A 14,611-nucleotide genomic window follows, 5' to 3' on the forward strand; every position below is an offset into this window, starting at 1 on the left:
CTGATGGCGCGGTGCGGCGCCGAGCGCAACCGGGCCGGGCCCGGGACCGCGACGCGTCCGGCATTCCCGTGACGCCGCGCGCGATTCGACACGGGCTTGCCGCCCCGGGCCCTGGTGGCCGCGCGGCGCCGCCGCGATCGTGCGGCGCGACTGCACAGATCCAACGGGAGCGAAACGATGACCCTCCGCCGCCGCGCGCTGACTCTGGCCGCCCTCGCCCTGGCCCTGCCGCTGGCGACCCCGCTGGCGACCGTGGCGGCGCGGGCGCAGGACCGGCTGCCGACCATCCCGCCCCAGGACTACACGCCCGAGCAGAAGCAGGCGGCCGAGGCCTTCGCGCAGGCGCGCGGCAAGCCGCCCTTCGGGCCGTTCGAGCCGCTCATGTACTCGCCGGAGGTGATGATGCTCGCCCGGTCGATGGGCGACTACCTCCGCTTCAAGCCGAAGATCGGCACCACGCTCTCGGAGCTGGTGATCCTGATGACCGCCCGCCGCTGGACGCAGGACTACGAGTGGTACGTCCACGCGCCGATCGCCGAGAAGGCCGGCATCTCCGCCGACATCATCGCGGCGATCCGCGACGGCCGCCGGCCGGCGAAGATGAGCGACGACGAGACCCTCGTGTACGATTTCACCGCCGAGCTCCAGGACACGAAGCGCGTCTCCGACGCGACCTTCGCCCGCGCCGAGGCCCGGTTCGGCAAGCCCGGCGTCGTCGATCTGGCGGCGATCTCCGGCTACTACACGTTCCTGGCGATGGAGCTGAACGCGGCCCGCTACCCGATTCCCGCCGACGGCAAGCCGCTGCCGCGCATGCCCGAGTGAGCCGGCTTATCCACAGTCGTCCGGCAGCGGAAACTGCGTTGTCCACAGGGTTTGGCCGGTCACGCGCGGCCGGCCCGGCCTCCGTTGACGGAACGTTAACCCTTATGGCCTGTTCTCTTTTCGTTCCCGGACGCGACGAAGGAGAACCCGATGCTGACCCAGGTCCTGGCCCAGCGCGACGATCACGTATGCCCCGTCGAGGCGATCAGCACCGCGTATCTCGGCTTCGCGGGCGGCGATGCCGGGATCGCCCTGCGCTGCGCGATCGCCGACGCCCTGTCCGACCTGATGGAGGCCGAGCGGCGCACGCGCGAGCGCAGTCGCCTGATCTCCCGAGGCTACATCCGCACCGCCCCCGACACGGAGGCCGGACCGGCAAGCTGAACCGTGGCTGCAGGCCGGCTTCAGCATCGGTGCAGCGCGGGCGCGGCATTGTCCCTCGTGTGATCCGGGGCGCCGCAGGCGCTCCCCGCACCCACCGGAGACAGGTCATGACACGCATCGCTCTGCTCTCGGCCGCCGCGCTGATCGGCGCGGGCACCCTGGCCTCCACCGCCGCCGAGGCCCGCGGCGGCGGCGCCATCGCGGCCGGCATCATCGGCGGCCTCGCGGCCGGCGCCCTGATCGGCGCCGCGACCCAGGCCCACGCGGCGCCCGGCTACGGCTACGGATACGCGGATTACGGCTACGCCCCGGCTCCCGTGGTCGTGCGGCGGCCCCCGGTCTACCGCGTCTACGAGGAGGACGCGCCGGTCTACGCCACCCGCCGGACCGTGACCTACGAGCGGGTCCCGGTCGGCTACGGCCCCGCCCGCCACTGGGGCGGGGATTACGAGGGCGGCTACGGCTATCGCGGCTGGTGAGCCGGGGGTTGCGCCCGGGCGCCGTGACGGCGCCCGGGCGCGTGGCTTAAGACGGTGGCGGCGCCGACCGAATCGGGTTTCCGGCACCCCACCGACGGGTCATCGACGGGTCCATGCTGGTCCACGAAGGCGAGACGCGTACCCCCGAGGCCGACAGGGCGCTCGCCCTCTCCCTCGCCGGGGTGGCCGGCGCGCTGAACACCGCCGGCTTCTACGCGGTGGGCCTCTACGCCTCGAACATGACCGGGAACGTCTCGGCCATCTCGGACAGGACCGGCACGGGCGACCTGCTCCTCGCCCTGCAAGCCGGTCTGCTCGTCGTCCTGTTCGTGCTCGGCGCCGCCACCGCGACGCTGCTCATCCGTCGCCGCCGTCGCGGGCACCGACCGGGCGCCTACGCCTACGGGGTCTGCGCGGAGGCGATCCTCCTCGTCGCCGTCGGCCTGGTCGTGCTGCCGCTCCACGAGCCGGCGCGGAGCCACGCCCTGGTACTCGGCCTGAGCTTCGTCCTGGGCCTTCAGAACGCGGCCGTGACCAAGATCTCCGAATCGCGGGTGCGGACCACGCACGTGACCGGCATGATCACCGACATCGGCATCGAACTCGCGCGCTGGCTGGACCGCGGCCCATCCGGCGCGGATCCACTCAAGCCCCACGATCCGGAGCGGCTGCGGCTGTACCTGCTGACCGTCGGCGCCTTCCTGGCGGGCGGTGTGGTGGGGGTCGTGGCCTACCGCCTCGTCGGCGTGGCCCTGCTCTTCGCGGCGGCCGCGATCCTGGCCGGCCTCGCCCTCCCGGCGCTCAGGCGGTGACGTCGAGGAGCTGACCCATCATGCGGTCGGCGGAGCGCGCCACCGCGGCGTTCAGCGCGAAGGCCGACCGCGACCCGATCAGGTCCAGCGCGGCGCCCGACAGGTCCACCTGCGCGGCCGGCGGCAGTGTCGCGTCGCCGGTGGGCGCGCCGCTCGCCGCGATGGTCTCGGCCGCTCTCCCGAGCCGGTCGGTGGCCCGGGTCATGCCGGTGGCGGCGGTCTGAAGGGCGTCGATCATACCGGAATCTCCCCGCCGCCACTCTGGCAGGGACACGACAAGGGCCGGTTTCGGCGATCGCTCAAATGCAATCCATCCGGCGCGACGGCCGCCGCGTCCGCCTCACCCCTTCGGCGCGCACACGGTCACCGGAGAGGCGCCGCCGTAGGGCCGCTCCGCCTCGGCGATCTGCTTCGCGGCGGCCTCGCAGGCCTGCTTCGTGTTGAACTCGACCGATCCGATCGCGGAGCCCGAGCCGGCGAGCATGATGATGAGCACGTAGACCACGCCATTCCCCTCCGGCATCCCGGTCCGGCGTCGCGCTGCGTGCTGGTGCGGACGGCGGGACTCGAACCCGCACGGCCTCGCGGCCGCAAGATTTTAAGTCTCGTGCGTCTACCGGTTCCGCCACGTCCGCATGCACCCTCGGTAGCGGGGGCGGCGGGTCCGATCAAGCGGGGGGCGTCCAACCGTACAGCCAGGCGTAGCGGTCGCGCATGCCGTCCGGGCCGAGACGGGCCATCACGGCGTTGCGCAGGAACGCCACCACGCCGCCGGCGTGGTAGGTCCGGCCGTTGCTCCGCGCCGCTTTCTGAACCCGTCGCACCCGTGCGGTCCGCGCGCCCGAATACGCCGCGAGCGCGGCCGGAACGTCGGCGTTGTCTGCGAGGGCGCGCGTGAGGATCGCGGCGTCCTCGATCGCCAGGGCGGCCCCCTGCGCGAGATAGGGCAGCACCGGGTGGCCGGCATCGCCGATCAGCGCGAGCCGGTCGCGGGCGAGCGGGCGCGCCACGGCCCGGTCGGCGAGCGACCAGACCAGCCAGGAATCCGGCAGGCTCAGGAGATCGCGCAGCGGCGCGGCGCTGCCGCGCAGGTGCCCGCGCAGCACGGCCGGCTCCCCGAGCCGGCCCCAGCCCTCGTCGCCCACCGCCTCGGGCACCACCGCCACCACGTTGAGGAACTGGCCGTCCCGCACCGGGTAGTGCACCACGTGCCGGCCGCGGCCGAGCCACAGGCCGGTGGCGCCGCCGCGCAGGTCCTGCGGGACCGCCTCCATCGGGATGAGCGCGCGCCACGCCGCGGCCTGACCCGGGCGGAGCGGCGCCGAATCGAGATGCGCGCGCAGCCGGGACCTCAGCCCGTCCGCGCCGATCGCGAGGTCGAAGGCGACCGGTTGGGCCCCGCTCGCGCCCTCGACGGTGAGGACGGCCTCGGACGTCGTCTGGGACACGGCCGTGACGGTGCGCCCCATCATCAGGCGGATGGTCGAGCGGCTCCGGAGCGCGTCGAGCAGCAGCGTCTGCAGGTCGGCGCGGTGGATCACGTAGTAGGGCGCGCCGAAGCGGCTCTGCGCCTGCGCGCCGAGCGCCACGCCGCCGATGCGGCGGCCGCTGTCAAGGGCCCGCACCTCGACCGCCGGCGGCTCGCTCGCCGCCCGGCGCAGGGCCGCCGAGAGCCCGAGGCCTGCCAGAACCCGGCTCGCGTTGGGCGAGATCTGGATCCCGGCCCCGACCTCGCTGAAGCCGGTCCGGCGCTCGATCACCGTGACGGCGTGGCCGGCATCCGACAGCGCCAGCGCCGCCGTCAGGCCGCCGATCCCGGCCCCGACGATCCCGATCCGCAGAGATGGACTGCCAGAAGGCACGGTGGGCGGCGCCTACTCCGCCGCGACCTTGGCGTCGTCCCGCCACACGCAGGCCTGCGGCTCCGCCTCGTCGGCCTTCAGGCCGGCCCGGTAGCGGTAGAGCGTCGAGCAGTACTGGCAGATGATTTCGCTGTCGGCGCCCATGTCGAGGAACACGTGCGGGTGGTCGAACGGCGGCAGCGCGCCGATGCACATGAACTCCTTCACGCCCACGGTGATCACCGGCACGCCCGGCTCGTTGTGGAAGTGCGGTACCGCCTTGCCTGCCATCCGGCCCTCGCCTGCCCCGCGACTGACCGCGCGGCGAATCTGCCAGCGCGCTCCCGGGCGTCTCGCGGCCGCTTATGCCGCCAGCCCCGCGACCGGCGCAAGCCTCGCCCGACCTACGACCGATGCGGCTTGGACTCCCGGGCCCCGCGCCGTACATAGGGCGAAGCCCGATTGACGCCGCCGCGAAAAAAGTCCCGATCATGCAGCAGGAACAGGCCAGTGCGCAGGGTGCGCGCCGCGCCCCGGAACCGCCGATCCACGGTCCCGAGGGTTTCGAGGGCATGCGCCGGGCGGGTCGGCTCACCGCCGAGGCCCTCGACCTGCTGATGGAGGCGACGCAGCCCGGCGTCACCACCGAGGAACTCGACAAGCTCGCCTACACCTTCGCCATGGACCACGGCGCCTATCCGGCCTCGCTGCTCTACCGCGGCTATCCGAAGTCGATCTGCACCTCGATCAACCACGTGGTCTGCCACGGCATCCCCAACGACAAGCCGCTGCGCGAGGGCGACATCGTCAACCTCGACATCTGCCTGATCCTCGACGGCTGGCACGGTGATTCGAGCCGGATGGCCTATGTCGGCGAGGTGCCGCGCAAGGCCCAGCGCCTGTGCGAGATCACCTACGAGGCGCTGATGCGGGGCGTCGCCGCCGTGAAGCCCGGCGGATCGACCAACGACATCGGCCGGGCGATCCAGTCCTACGCCGAGGGCGAGCGCTGCTCGGTGGTGCGCGATTTCTGCGGCCACGGCCTCGGGCGCACCTACCACGACGCGCCCACGATCCTGCACTACGTCGAGGCCAGCTACGACGTGCCGTTCAAACCCGGCCAGTTCTTCACGATCGAGCCGATGATCAATCTGGGCCGGCCCGCCGTGAAGGTCCTGGGCGACGGCTGGACCGCCGTGACCCGCGACCGCTCGCTCTCCGCCCAGTTCGAGCACACGGTCGGTGTCACCGAGACCGGCGTCGAGATCTTCACGATCTCGCCGAAGGGGCTGCACCAGCCCGTCAACCCGGCCGCCTGACCGGCCGTGCCCGAGCGGCAGGACGACGGTGAGGCGGGGCTGTTCGCCGACAGCGCCGCCCCGTCGCCGGTCGAGAAGGAGACGCCGCACTACCACGGCCACCGCGACCGCCTGCGGGAGAAGTTCTCCGCCGCGGGGCCCGACGCGCTGCCCGATTACGAGCTGCTGGAGCTCGTCCTGTTCCGGGCGATTCCCCGGCGCGACGTGAAGCCCCTCGCCAAGGCGCTGGTCGCCCGGTTCGGCAGCTTCGCCGAGGTGGTCAGCGCCGAGCCGGCGCGGCTCATGGAAGTGGAGGGCGTGAGCGCCGGGGTCGCGTCCGACCTCAAGGTGATCGAGGCCGCGGCGCGGCGGCTGGCCCGGGGCGCGATCCGCGAGCGCGCGCTCCTGGGCTCGTGGAGCGCCCTGCACGAGTACCTGCGCGCCACCATGGCGTTCGCCCCGCGCGAGGAGTTCCGCGTCCTCTTTCTCGACAAGCGCAACCACCTCATCGCCGACGAGGTGCAAGGGCGCGGCACCGTCGACCACACGCCGGTCTACCCGCGCGAGGTCGCCCGCCGGGCGCTCGAACTGTCGGCGACGGCCATCATCCTGGCCCACAACCACCCGTCCGGCGACCCGGCCCCGTCGGCGGCCGACGTGGCGATGACCCGCGAGATCGTGGCCGTCCTGGCGCCGCTCAAGATCGTGGTCCACGACCACGTGATCCTCGGCCGAAACGGTCACGCCAGCCTGAAAGGCCTGAAGTTGATCTGATCCTCCGGCCTCCTTGAGCGTTATCGCCCGCGGATATAGCCATGATCGGGTGGCGCGCCTCTTGCCTCAAGAGCGGGAGCGTACGGGAGGAGCGAGATGGCGGTGACGGCCTTCGACGAGATGAACGGGATCGGCGCGGCCGATCCGGCGGCCGTCCGCGACGCCTACGGCCAGCTCAAGGCCTGGCTCGACTCCACGCCGCCCGAGCATTTCAACACCCGCCGCAGCCAGGCCGAGCTGCTGTTCCGCCGGATCGGCATCACCTTCGCGGTCTACGGCGACAACGAGTCGACCGAGCGGCTGATCCCGTTCGACATCATCCCCCGGGTGATCACCAAGCCGGAATGGGCCTTCCTGGAGCGCGGGCTGACGCAGCGGGTCACCGCCATCAACCTGTTCCTCAAGGACATCTACGGCGCCCAGGAATGCATCAAGGCCGGCATCATCCCGGCCGACCTCGTCTACCGCAACGCCCATTACCGCATGGAGATGCGGTCCTTCCGCGTGCCGCACGACCTCTACGTGCACATCGCCGGCATCGACATCGTCCGGACCGGCGAGAACGACTTCTTCGTGCTGGAGGACAACGCCCGCATCCCGTCGGGCGTCTCCTACATGCTGGAGAACCGGGAGGTCATGCTGCGCCTGTTTCCGGACCTGTTCTCGAAGCACCGGGTCGCGCCGGTGGAGAACTACCCGGACGCCCTGCTCGCCACCCTGCGCAGCCTCGCGCCGGGCTCGGCGACCCGGGACCCGACCGTCGTGCTGCTGACCCCCGGACGCTACAATTCCGCGTTCTACGAGCACTCGTTCCTGGCCGACAAGCTCGGCGTCGAACTGGTGGAGGCGTCCGACCTCTTCACCAAGGACGACGTCGTCTACATGCGCACCACCGAGGGGCCGCGGAAGGTCGACGTCATCTACCGCCGCCTCGACGACGACTTCCTCGACCCGCTGGTCTTCCGCCCGGACTCGGTGCTCGGCGTGCCCGGCCTGATGAACGCCTACGAGCGCGGCTCGGTCACCCTCGCCAACGCGGTCGGGACCGGCATCTCGGACGACAAGGCGGTCTACAGCTACATGCCGGAGATCGTGAAGTTCTTCACCGGCGAGGAGCCGATCCTGCACAACGTGCCGACCTATCGGTGCCGCGAGAAGGACGCGTTCGCGTACGTGATGGACAACCTGTCCGACCTGGTGGTGAAGGAGGTCAACGGCTCGGGCGGCTACGGGATGCTGGTCGGGCCGCATGCCAGCAAGCGCGAGCTCGACGACTTCGCCAAGAAGCTCAAGCACGCCCCGGACGGGTTCATCGCCCAGCCGACCCTGTCGCTCTCCACCTGCCCGACCTTCGTGGCCTCGGGCGTCGCGCCCCGCCACGTCGACCTGCGGCCCTTCGTGCTGTGCGGGGCCGACAAGATCCGCATCGTTCCGGGCGGCCTGACCCGGGTGGCGCTGAAGGAAGGCTCCCTGGTGGTCAATTCCAGCCAGGGCGGTGGCACCAAGGATACCTGGGTGCTCGACGCCTGAGCTCCGCGATATCCGGACGTTCCGAGGCGCGGACACCGTGGTCCGCACGACTTGGCTGAAGACCGATGCTCTCCAGGACTGCCGACAACCTCTTCTGGCTCTCCCGCTACGTCGAGCGCGCCGACTTCGTCGCCCGCATCCTCGACGCGGCGCACCGATTCGCGTCGCTGCCGACGAGCTACGGCGGCGGCGGGAGCAACGAGTGGGAATCGGCCCTCGCCTCCGCCGGCGACCCCGACGCGTTCAAGACCCATTACAGCGCGATCAACGCCGACACGGTCTGCGACTTCCTGGCCTTCAGCCCGCACAACCCCTCCTCGATCCGTTCCTGCATCGAGGCGGCCCGCGAGAATGCCCGCTCGGTCCGCACGGCGCTCACCACCGAGATGTGGGACGCGATCAACGGCGCGTGGCTGGAGCTGCGCAACTACGCCGGCAAGGACCTGAACCGCGACGAGTTCGGCCGCTTCCTCGACTGGGTGAAGACCGTCTCGCTGACCTTCGACGGCTCGGCGTTCCGGACGATGCTGCGCAACGACGCCTTCTGGTTCACCCGGCTCGGCACGGCGATCGAGCGGGCGGACAACACCGCCCGCATCCTCGACGTGAAGTACCAGATCCTGCTGCCGCACGACGAGACGGTGGGCGGCAGCCTCGACTACTTCCAGTGGACCACGATCCTGCGCGAAGTGTCGGCGTTCAACGCCTACCACTGGGTCTACCGGGAGAGCATCAAGCCGCTGCTGGTGGCCGACCTCCTGATGCTCAACAAGCAGATGCCGCGCTCCTTCGCGAACTGCTACGGCGTGATCGTCGAGTATCTCGACCTGATCGCCGACGCCTACGGCCGCCGGGGCCCGAGCCAGCGCCTCGCCGGAAACATGTTGGCGAAGCTGGAGGGCGAGGATATCGACCGGGTCTTCGCCACCGGGCTGCACGAGTTCGTCGAGGCGTTCATCGCCGAGAACAACAAGGTGGGCGAGGCGATCGCGAAGCAGTATCTGGTCGGCTGAACAGGACGGACAGGACGGCGCATGCGCATCCGCGTGGTTCACGAGACCATCTACACGTACGAGCAGCCCGCCCGCGGGCTCGTGCAGGTCCTGCGGCTGACGCCGCGCGACCATGATGGGCAGTACGTCCGCGGGTGGCGGATCGACACCACCGTCGACGGGCGGCTGACCGCCCGCGAGGACGGGTTCGGCAACGTCGTCCACTGGTTCACCCCGGACGAGCCGGCCGACGCCCTGACCATCCGGGTCACCGGCGAGGTCGACACCGACGACACACACGGCGTCGTGCGCGGCACGGTGGAGCGCCTGCCGGACGAGTTCTACCTGCGCGACACGGACCTGTGCGCCGCGAGCCCGGAGCTGCACGCTTTCGCGGAGCGCGTCGCCGCCGAGGACGACGGTGCGACCTTGGCCCGACTCCACCGGCTGATGGGGGCGGTCCACGGTGCTGTGGCCCACGAGCCCGGTCCCGCGAGCGGCGCGGTGCCGGCCGGCAAGGCGTTCGCGGCGGGCCGCGGGATCTGCCAGGATCTCGCCCACGTGCTCATCGCCGCCGCCCGCCACATCGGCATCCCGGCGCGCTACGTCGCCGGCTACCGGGCCCGGGAGGACGGGCAGGCGGATGTCGAGGCGCCCCACGGCTGGGTCGAGGCCCTGGTGCCGGATCTCGGCTGGGTGGCGTTCGACCCGTGCTACGATGTCAGCCCGACGGACAACTACATCCGCGTCGCCACCGGCCTGGACTATCTCGGGGCGGCGCCGATCCGCGGCAGCCGGACCGGCGGTGGCACCGAGACACTGGACGTGAAGCTCCGGGTCGAGCAAGGCAGGGCCGCCGCTCAATCCTGACCGTCCCGACCCCGGTCCGCCGACCGCACGAGAGCCCGAAAACGATGACCTACTGCGTCGGTGTCCTGGTGGAGGAAGGGCTGGTCATGGTCGCCGATACCCGCACCAATGCGGGGCTCGACGACATCTCGACCTACCGCAAGCTCCACCATTTCAACGTGCCGGGCGAGCGGGTGATGATGCTCGCCTCCGCGGGCAACCTCTCGATCACCCAGTCGGTGCTCAGCCTGCTCCAGGAGGGCGTGCCCGGCGAGGAGGAGGGTGAGCCGCCGCAGAAGCTCGTCGAGGCGCCGACGATGTTCCAGGCGGCGCAGCTGATCGGCCGGGCCATCCGGCGGGTGCGCGCCATCGAGAAGGACGGGTTCGAGGCGGCCAATATCCGGTTCTCGATCTCGCTGCTGTTCGGCGGCCAGATCGGCACCGGCGAGATGCGGCTGTACCTGATCTACTCCGCCGGCAATTTCATCGAGTGCAGCACCGACGCGCCGTTCCTCCAGATCGGTGAGCACAAGTACGGCAAGCCGATCCTCGACCGCGCCGTGAAGTACACGACCGACCTCTACGACGCCCTCAAGGTGAGCCTGGTCTCGATGGATTCGACCATGCGCTCCAATCTGGGCGTCGGCCTGCCGATCGACATCGCGGTCGCTCGCCGGAACGCGCTGACGCTCGAGGTGAACCACCGGATCGAGGCCGGCGAGGGCTACTTCCACGATCTGCGCGAGCGCTGGTCGGCTGCGCTGCGCGCGGCGCACCGGGCGATCCCGCGCCCGCCCTACGGACCGTCCAACGCCTAGGGCAACTACAGCATCGGCCGTCTTGCTCCGCTGCGCTCGCCGGGACGGGGGCAGATTTCTACGTGGCTGTCCGAGCCGCTGAAGACTCCGCTGCGCCCCAGGCCTTCAGGAGCGCCCGGGTCGCGTCGGCCGGATTCAGGGCGCGCATCGGGCCACCCATGACGGCGAAGCCCGCAGCCCCCGCCGCGCGACAGGCCCCGATCATCTCGGGCCCGACACCGCCCAGGGCCACGATCGGCAGGCCCGCCGCCCGCGCGGCGGCGATCCCCTCGGACCCGAGCGCCGGCCCGTAGCCGGGCTTGCTCGCGGTCGTGTAGATCGGGCTGAGGGTCACGTAATCGGCGCCGGCCTGCGCGGCAGCCGCAGCCTCGCGCGGCGCGTGGGCCGAGACGCCGATCAGCGCGAGCGGACCGAGTGCCGCCCGCGCCGCCGCGATCGCCTCCGGTCCCGAGCCGCCGCCGAGATGCACGCCGTCGGCACCGAGGGCGCGCGCGAGCGCGACATCGCCTCCGACCGTCAGGACGCCGTTCGCGGCCCGCACGCGCTCGGCCACGCGCGCACCGAGGCGCAGGCGGGCATCCGCCTCTAGGTCCCGGTCGCGGAACCAGATCCAGCGCCCGCCGCCGTCGAGGACCGCCTGCACGGTCTCGGCGAGGGGCCGCGGATGCCCGTGCCGGTCCGTCACCGCGAGCAGCGGCGACGGCAACGCCCTCACGAGCCGACGAGGCCGAGCTGCGGGCTCGACGGCTCGGCCCGGCCGCGGCGGGGGATCCGCCCGGCGCGGTGGGCGTCGCGCCCGGCCTCCACGGCCCGGCCCATGGCGCGAGCCATCCGCACCGGATCGTCGGCCTTGGCCACGGCGGTGTTGATCAGGCAGGCGGAGGCGCCGAGCTCCATGGCGATCACCGCGTCCGATGCGGTGCCGATGCCGGCATCGACCACCACCGGCACTGTCGCCCGGCGGCAGATCAGCTCCAGGTTGGCCGGATTGGCGACACCCATCCCGGAGCCGATCAGCGAGCCCATGGGCATCACCGCGGCGCAGCCGAGATCCTCCAGGCGCTGGCACACGATCGGGTCGTCGTTGCAGTAGGGCAGCACGACGAAGCCGTCGTCCACGAGATGGCGGCAGGCCTCGATCAGCTCCATCACGTCCGGGTAGAGCGTCTCGCGGTCGCCGATCACCTCGACCTTGATCCAGTTGGTGTCGAGCGCCTCGCGGGCGAGCTCGGCGGTCATGATCGCGTCCCGGGCCGTCTCGCAGCCGGCGGTGTTCGGCAGGAAGCGCTTGCCCTTCAGGATCTTGACCGTGTCCGAGCCGTGGCCCTGCAGCGAGACCCGGCGGATCGAGGCGGTGACCACGTCGGCGCCGCTCGCCGCGACGGCGTCGCGCATGATCGCCTGCGTCGGGTAGCCGGCGGTGCCGATGAACAGCCGGGACGACAGCCTCACCCCGGCGATGGTCAGGCTGTCATCCCCGCCCTCGGGGCGCGGCGGCAAGTGACTCTGGTCCATGCTCAACCTCCCTGCATGGCGCGGACGATCTCGACCCGGTCGCCCTCCGCGACCGGTGTCTCGCCCCAGTCCCGGCGGCGCAGAACGCGGCCGTTCAGCGCGATGGCGACACCCTGCGGACTCTCGATGCCGCTCTCCTCCGCCTCCAGGCGGAACAGGGCGTCCACCGTCTCGACCGCGCACTCGCGCGGCTCACCGTTGACGAGGAGTTTCATGCCGAGGCCCTCAGCGCTTCCGGCTGGCCGAAGCGCGCGCGGGTGAAGGGACGCGCCACCTCCGGCAGCGCGCCGCGCAGCACCAGCGCGGCGATCGCGTCGGCGGTCACCGGGGCGAGCAGGTAGCCGTTGCGGTGATGCCCGGTGGCGGCGACGAGGCCCGGCGCGATCGCGTCGAGGATCGGTGCGTCGTCGTCCGAGGTCGGGCGGTACCCGCTCCAGACCGCCTCCACCTCCATCTCCTCGATGCCGGGCAGCACCCGGCGGGCACCCTCCAGCAGGGCGTAGAGTCCGCCCGCGGTGACGCCGGGCCGGAAGCCGCAATCCTCGACGGTCGCGCCGACGATGAGCTGGCCGTCGCTCTTCGGCGCCATGTGGACCTGCTCGGTCCAGACCATCCGCGCCAGGGTACCGGTCCGGGCGGTGGTGCGCAGGGCCAGGGACTGGCCCTTCAGCGGGCGGACCGGCAGGGCGAGCGCGTCGGGCAGCAGACCGCCCTCCCCGCTCCAGGCGCCGGAGGCGAGGATGACGGTCTCCGCCGGGACGACGCGGTCGCCGGCGCGGATCCCGGTCACGCGGCCACCCGACCAGTCCAGGGCGGTGACGGGATTCCGCTCCGCCAGAATTACGCCGGCGCGGCGGCAGGCCTCGGTGAGGGCGTCCATGACCAGACGGGGGTCGACCTGATGGTCGAGCGGGCAGTGGATCCCGGCGGTGACGGAGGGGCGCAGGCCCGGCTCCAGGCGCCGCACCTCGCTGCCCGGCAGCCACGTGGCCTCGAGCCCCGAGCGGCGCTGAAGGTCGAAGCGGAAGCGCAGGCGCTCGACCTCGTCGCGGCCGACCGCCAGCACCAGGGTGCCGTCGGCGCGGTAGTCGATCGCCCGGCCGGACTCGGCCTCCAGGGCGTCGCGGAACGCGGGCCAGAGCCGCAGCGAGTCCAGGGCGAGCGGCAGCAGCGGATCGGAGCCCGGCTCGTGCTCGGCGGCGGGGGCCAGCATGCCGGTGGCCGCGAGGCTCGCGCCCGCCCCGATCGTGTCCCGCTCCAGCACCGTCACGGCGCGGCCGGCCCGGGCGAGGCGCCACGCGATCGACAGCCCGATCAGCCCGCCGCCGACCACGGCGACGTCCGTCCGCGCCGGAAGGGTCGCCGGCGCGACGTTGCCGTCCGGGTTGCGGCGGCGGCCGATCGGTGAGGCGGGTCGGTCGAGGGGCACAATCATCTCCGCGGATTGCCGTCGCGGAGATCGGGCCGTGCGCTTCGGTGAGAAGCTGTGGCCTGCCTTTCAGGCGGCCGCGGTCCAATCCCTACGCCGGTATGAGCCGGATCAGGTTCGAAGGATTTCCGCGCCGCAGGTCCTGACGGACGTGCCAGCGGTTTCTCAGCCCCTTGCCGGGGATCTCCCTGGAACAGACGCAGATGTGGCTCCCCGGCCCCTGCCGGTCAACCCCGCGCCGCGAGCATCCAGTCGTTCCCGCGACAATCCGCGGATCCCGGTGACGATCTGGACACCAAGCGGAGCGGAATCGGCGCGCGCGCCGCGGCGGCGACCGCGATCGCGCACCATCCCTTCACTGGTCTGGCATCTCATCACCGGGATTCCGGAACGTCTCCGGTCGCCGGCACTCCACGTCACGGGCGGACTCGCGTGCGCGCAATCCTATTGATCTGCCTGCTCGGCTTCCTCGGTGTCACGGCCGCCTTGAAGCTGCGCGACGGCATGAGGCCGGCGCCGGTGGCCCTCGCCGTCACGCCGCCGGAGCCCGTTCCCGCAGTCGACGCCGCCGGCGTGGCCCTCCAGGCCGGGCGCAACGGCCACTTCTTCGTCAATGCGCTGTTGGACGGCCGCTCGCTGCCGATGATGGTCGATACGGGAGCGAGCGCCTGCGCGTTCTCCGAGGAGGATGCCGCGCGGATCGGGATCCGGGTCACTCCGGCCGATTTCACCCGCGTCTGGAACACCGCGAACGGCACGGTCCGCGTGGCGCCGATCCGGATCGCCATCGTGCAGATCGGATCGATCACGGTCCGGGACGTCGATGCGGTCGTGATCCCGCGCGGGCTCCTGTCGACGAGCCTGCTGGGCATGTCGTTCCTCAGGCGTCTGCGCGATTTCGGCATCTCCGGCAGCACGATGACGCTCAGGGGCTGAGGCGGCCGGAGATCGACGCTGATCTGTCTGGCCGAGGCGCGCCTGTGGGGATCCCCCGGGCCTGCACCACGGGATCGGCTGCGGGCCCAACGCCCGCGCCGATGACCTACGGCGTTCGGGCCTCGTGCC

General features: G+C 71.8%; 19 protein-coding genes, 1 tRNA gene and 1 riboswitch. Of the genes, 11 read left to right on the forward strand and 9 right to left on the reverse strand.

Annotated elements, in window-relative coordinates; all coding sequences use genetic code 11:
* Positions 1-177 precede the first annotated feature (177 nt).
* The 4 genes from LXM90_RS20655 to LXM90_RS20670 all read left to right on the forward strand — a co-directional run bounded on the left by LXM90_RS20655 (position 178) and on the right by LXM90_RS20670 (position 2,500).
* Positions 178-825 (forward strand): carboxymuconolactone decarboxylase family protein, encoded by a 648-nt coding sequence (locus LXM90_RS20655; protein WP_234081030.1) that lies wholly within the window; start codon positions 178-180, stop codon positions 823-825.
* A gap of 150 nt (positions 826-975) precedes the next feature.
* The gene (locus LXM90_RS20660; RefSeq protein WP_020093512.1) at positions 976-1,209 is read left to right on the forward strand and encodes a hypothetical protein; all 234 of its coding nucleotides are present in this window, start codon (positions 976-978) and stop codon (positions 1,207-1,209) included.
* 107 nt (positions 1,210-1,316) lie between these two features.
* A complete protein-coding gene (locus tag LXM90_RS20665; RefSeq protein ID WP_020093513.1) occupies positions 1,317-1,688 on the forward strand; it encodes a hypothetical protein in 372 nt (123 codons plus the stop codon).
* 113 nt (positions 1,689-1,801) lie between these two features.
* Positions 1,802-2,500 (forward strand): YoaK family protein, encoded by a 699-nt coding sequence (locus tag LXM90_RS20670; RefSeq protein ID WP_020093514.1) that lies wholly within the window; start codon positions 1,802-1,804, stop codon positions 2,498-2,500.
* Here LXM90_RS20670 and LXM90_RS20675 read toward each other — a convergent pair.
* From LXM90_RS20675 to LXM90_RS20695, 5 genes are all read right to left on the reverse strand, one after another.
* Entirely contained in the window at positions 2,490-2,738 is a 249-nt protein-coding gene (locus LXM90_RS20675; protein WP_020093515.1) for a hypothetical protein, read from the reverse strand. The two genes, LXM90_RS20670 and LXM90_RS20675, sit on opposite strands and share 11 nt — an antisense overlap.
* Before the next feature lie 102 nt (positions 2,739-2,840).
* Positions 2,841-3,023 carry a hypothetical protein gene (locus tag LXM90_RS20680; protein WP_020093516.1) on the reverse strand — a complete coding sequence of 61 codons (183 nt, stop codon included), beginning with the start codon at positions 3,021-3,023 and terminating at the stop codon, positions 2,841-2,843.
* A 25-nt stretch (positions 3,024-3,048) separates the two neighbouring features.
* A tRNA-Leu gene (locus LXM90_RS20685) sits at positions 3,049-3,135 on the reverse strand.
* Between the two features lie 33 nt (positions 3,136-3,168).
* The gene (locus tag LXM90_RS20690) at positions 3,169-4,362 is read right to left on the reverse strand and encodes an FAD-dependent monooxygenase (RefSeq protein WP_042674994.1); all 1,194 of its coding nucleotides are present in this window, start codon (positions 4,360-4,362) and stop codon (positions 3,169-3,171) included.
* Between the two features lie 12 nt (positions 4,363-4,374).
* A complete protein-coding gene (locus LXM90_RS20695; protein ID WP_020093518.1) occupies positions 4,375-4,632 on the reverse strand; it encodes a zinc-finger domain-containing protein in 258 nt (85 codons plus the stop codon).
* Between the two features lie 200 nt (positions 4,633-4,832).
* Between LXM90_RS20695 and map the strand changes: the two genes are divergently transcribed.
* From map to LXM90_RS20725, 6 genes are all read left to right on the forward strand, one after another.
* A complete protein-coding gene (gene map / locus LXM90_RS20700; protein ID WP_012317593.1) occupies positions 4,833-5,660 on the forward strand; it encodes a type I methionyl aminopeptidase in 828 nt (275 codons plus the stop codon).
* 6 nt (positions 5,661-5,666) lie between these two features.
* Positions 5,667-6,413 carry a RadC family protein gene (radC, locus tag LXM90_RS20705; RefSeq protein ID WP_020093519.1) on the forward strand — a complete coding sequence of 249 codons (747 nt, stop codon included), beginning with the start codon at positions 5,667-5,669 and terminating at the stop codon, positions 6,411-6,413.
* Positions 6,414-6,509: 96 nt separating this feature from the next.
* Positions 6,510-7,943 (forward strand): circularly permuted type 2 ATP-grasp protein, encoded by a 1,434-nt coding sequence (locus LXM90_RS20710; RefSeq protein WP_020093520.1) that lies wholly within the window; start codon positions 6,510-6,512, stop codon positions 7,941-7,943.
* Between the two features lie 65 nt (positions 7,944-8,008).
* Positions 8,009-8,956, forward strand: coding sequence for an alpha-E domain-containing protein (locus LXM90_RS20715; RefSeq protein ID WP_020093521.1), 948 nt, complete (start codon positions 8,009-8,011; stop codon positions 8,954-8,956).
* 21 nt (positions 8,957-8,977) lie between these two features.
* On the forward strand, positions 8,978-9,805 hold the full coding sequence (locus LXM90_RS20720) for a transglutaminase family protein (protein ID WP_020093522.1): 828 nt from the start codon (positions 8,978-8,980) through the stop codon (positions 9,803-9,805).
* A 44-nt stretch (positions 9,806-9,849) separates the two neighbouring features.
* On the forward strand, positions 9,850-10,602 hold the full coding sequence (locus LXM90_RS20725) for a peptidase (RefSeq protein ID WP_020093523.1): 753 nt from the start codon (positions 9,850-9,852) through the stop codon (positions 10,600-10,602).
* Positions 10,603-10,660: 58 nt separating this feature from the next.
* On the opposite strand, the gene LXM90_RS20730 is transcribed toward LXM90_RS20725, so the two are convergent.
* From LXM90_RS20730 to thiO, 4 genes are read right to left on the reverse strand one after another with little or no spacing between them, the layout of a single operon-like run.
* A complete protein-coding gene (locus LXM90_RS20730; RefSeq protein ID WP_026604987.1) occupies positions 10,661-11,317 on the reverse strand; it encodes a thiamine phosphate synthase in 657 nt (218 codons plus the stop codon).
* A complete protein-coding gene (locus tag LXM90_RS20735; protein WP_020093525.1) occupies positions 11,314-12,117 on the reverse strand; it encodes a thiazole synthase in 804 nt (267 codons plus the stop codon). Before LXM90_RS20735 ends, LXM90_RS20730 begins: the two co-directional genes overlap by 4 nt.
* Before the next feature lie 2 nt (positions 12,118-12,119).
* Entirely contained in the window at positions 12,120-12,332 is a 213-nt protein-coding gene (thiS, locus tag LXM90_RS20740; protein WP_020093526.1) for a sulfur carrier protein ThiS, read from the reverse strand.
* Complete coding sequence (gene thiO, locus LXM90_RS20745; RefSeq protein ID WP_020093527.1) at positions 12,329-13,552, reverse strand: glycine oxidase ThiO; 1,224 nt, start codon at positions 13,550-13,552, stop codon at positions 12,329-12,331. The genes thiS and thiO overlap by 4 nt, the downstream gene beginning before the upstream one ends.
* Positions 13,553-13,616: 64 nt before the next feature.
* Positions 13,617-13,745: riboswitch (TPP riboswitch) on the reverse strand.
* Positions 13,746-13,978: 233 nt separating this feature from the next.
* Here thiO and LXM90_RS20750 point away from each other — a divergent pair.
* Entirely contained in the window at positions 13,979-14,482 is a 504-nt protein-coding gene (locus tag LXM90_RS20750) for a retropepsin-like aspartic protease family protein (RefSeq protein WP_234081031.1), read from the forward strand.
* The last annotated feature ends 129 nt before the right edge of the window (positions 14,483-14,611 follow it).

The sequence above is a fragment of the Methylobacterium oryzae genome (genome assembly GCF_021398735.1).
Lineage (GTDB): Bacteria > Pseudomonadota > Alphaproteobacteria > Rhizobiales > Beijerinckiaceae > Methylobacterium.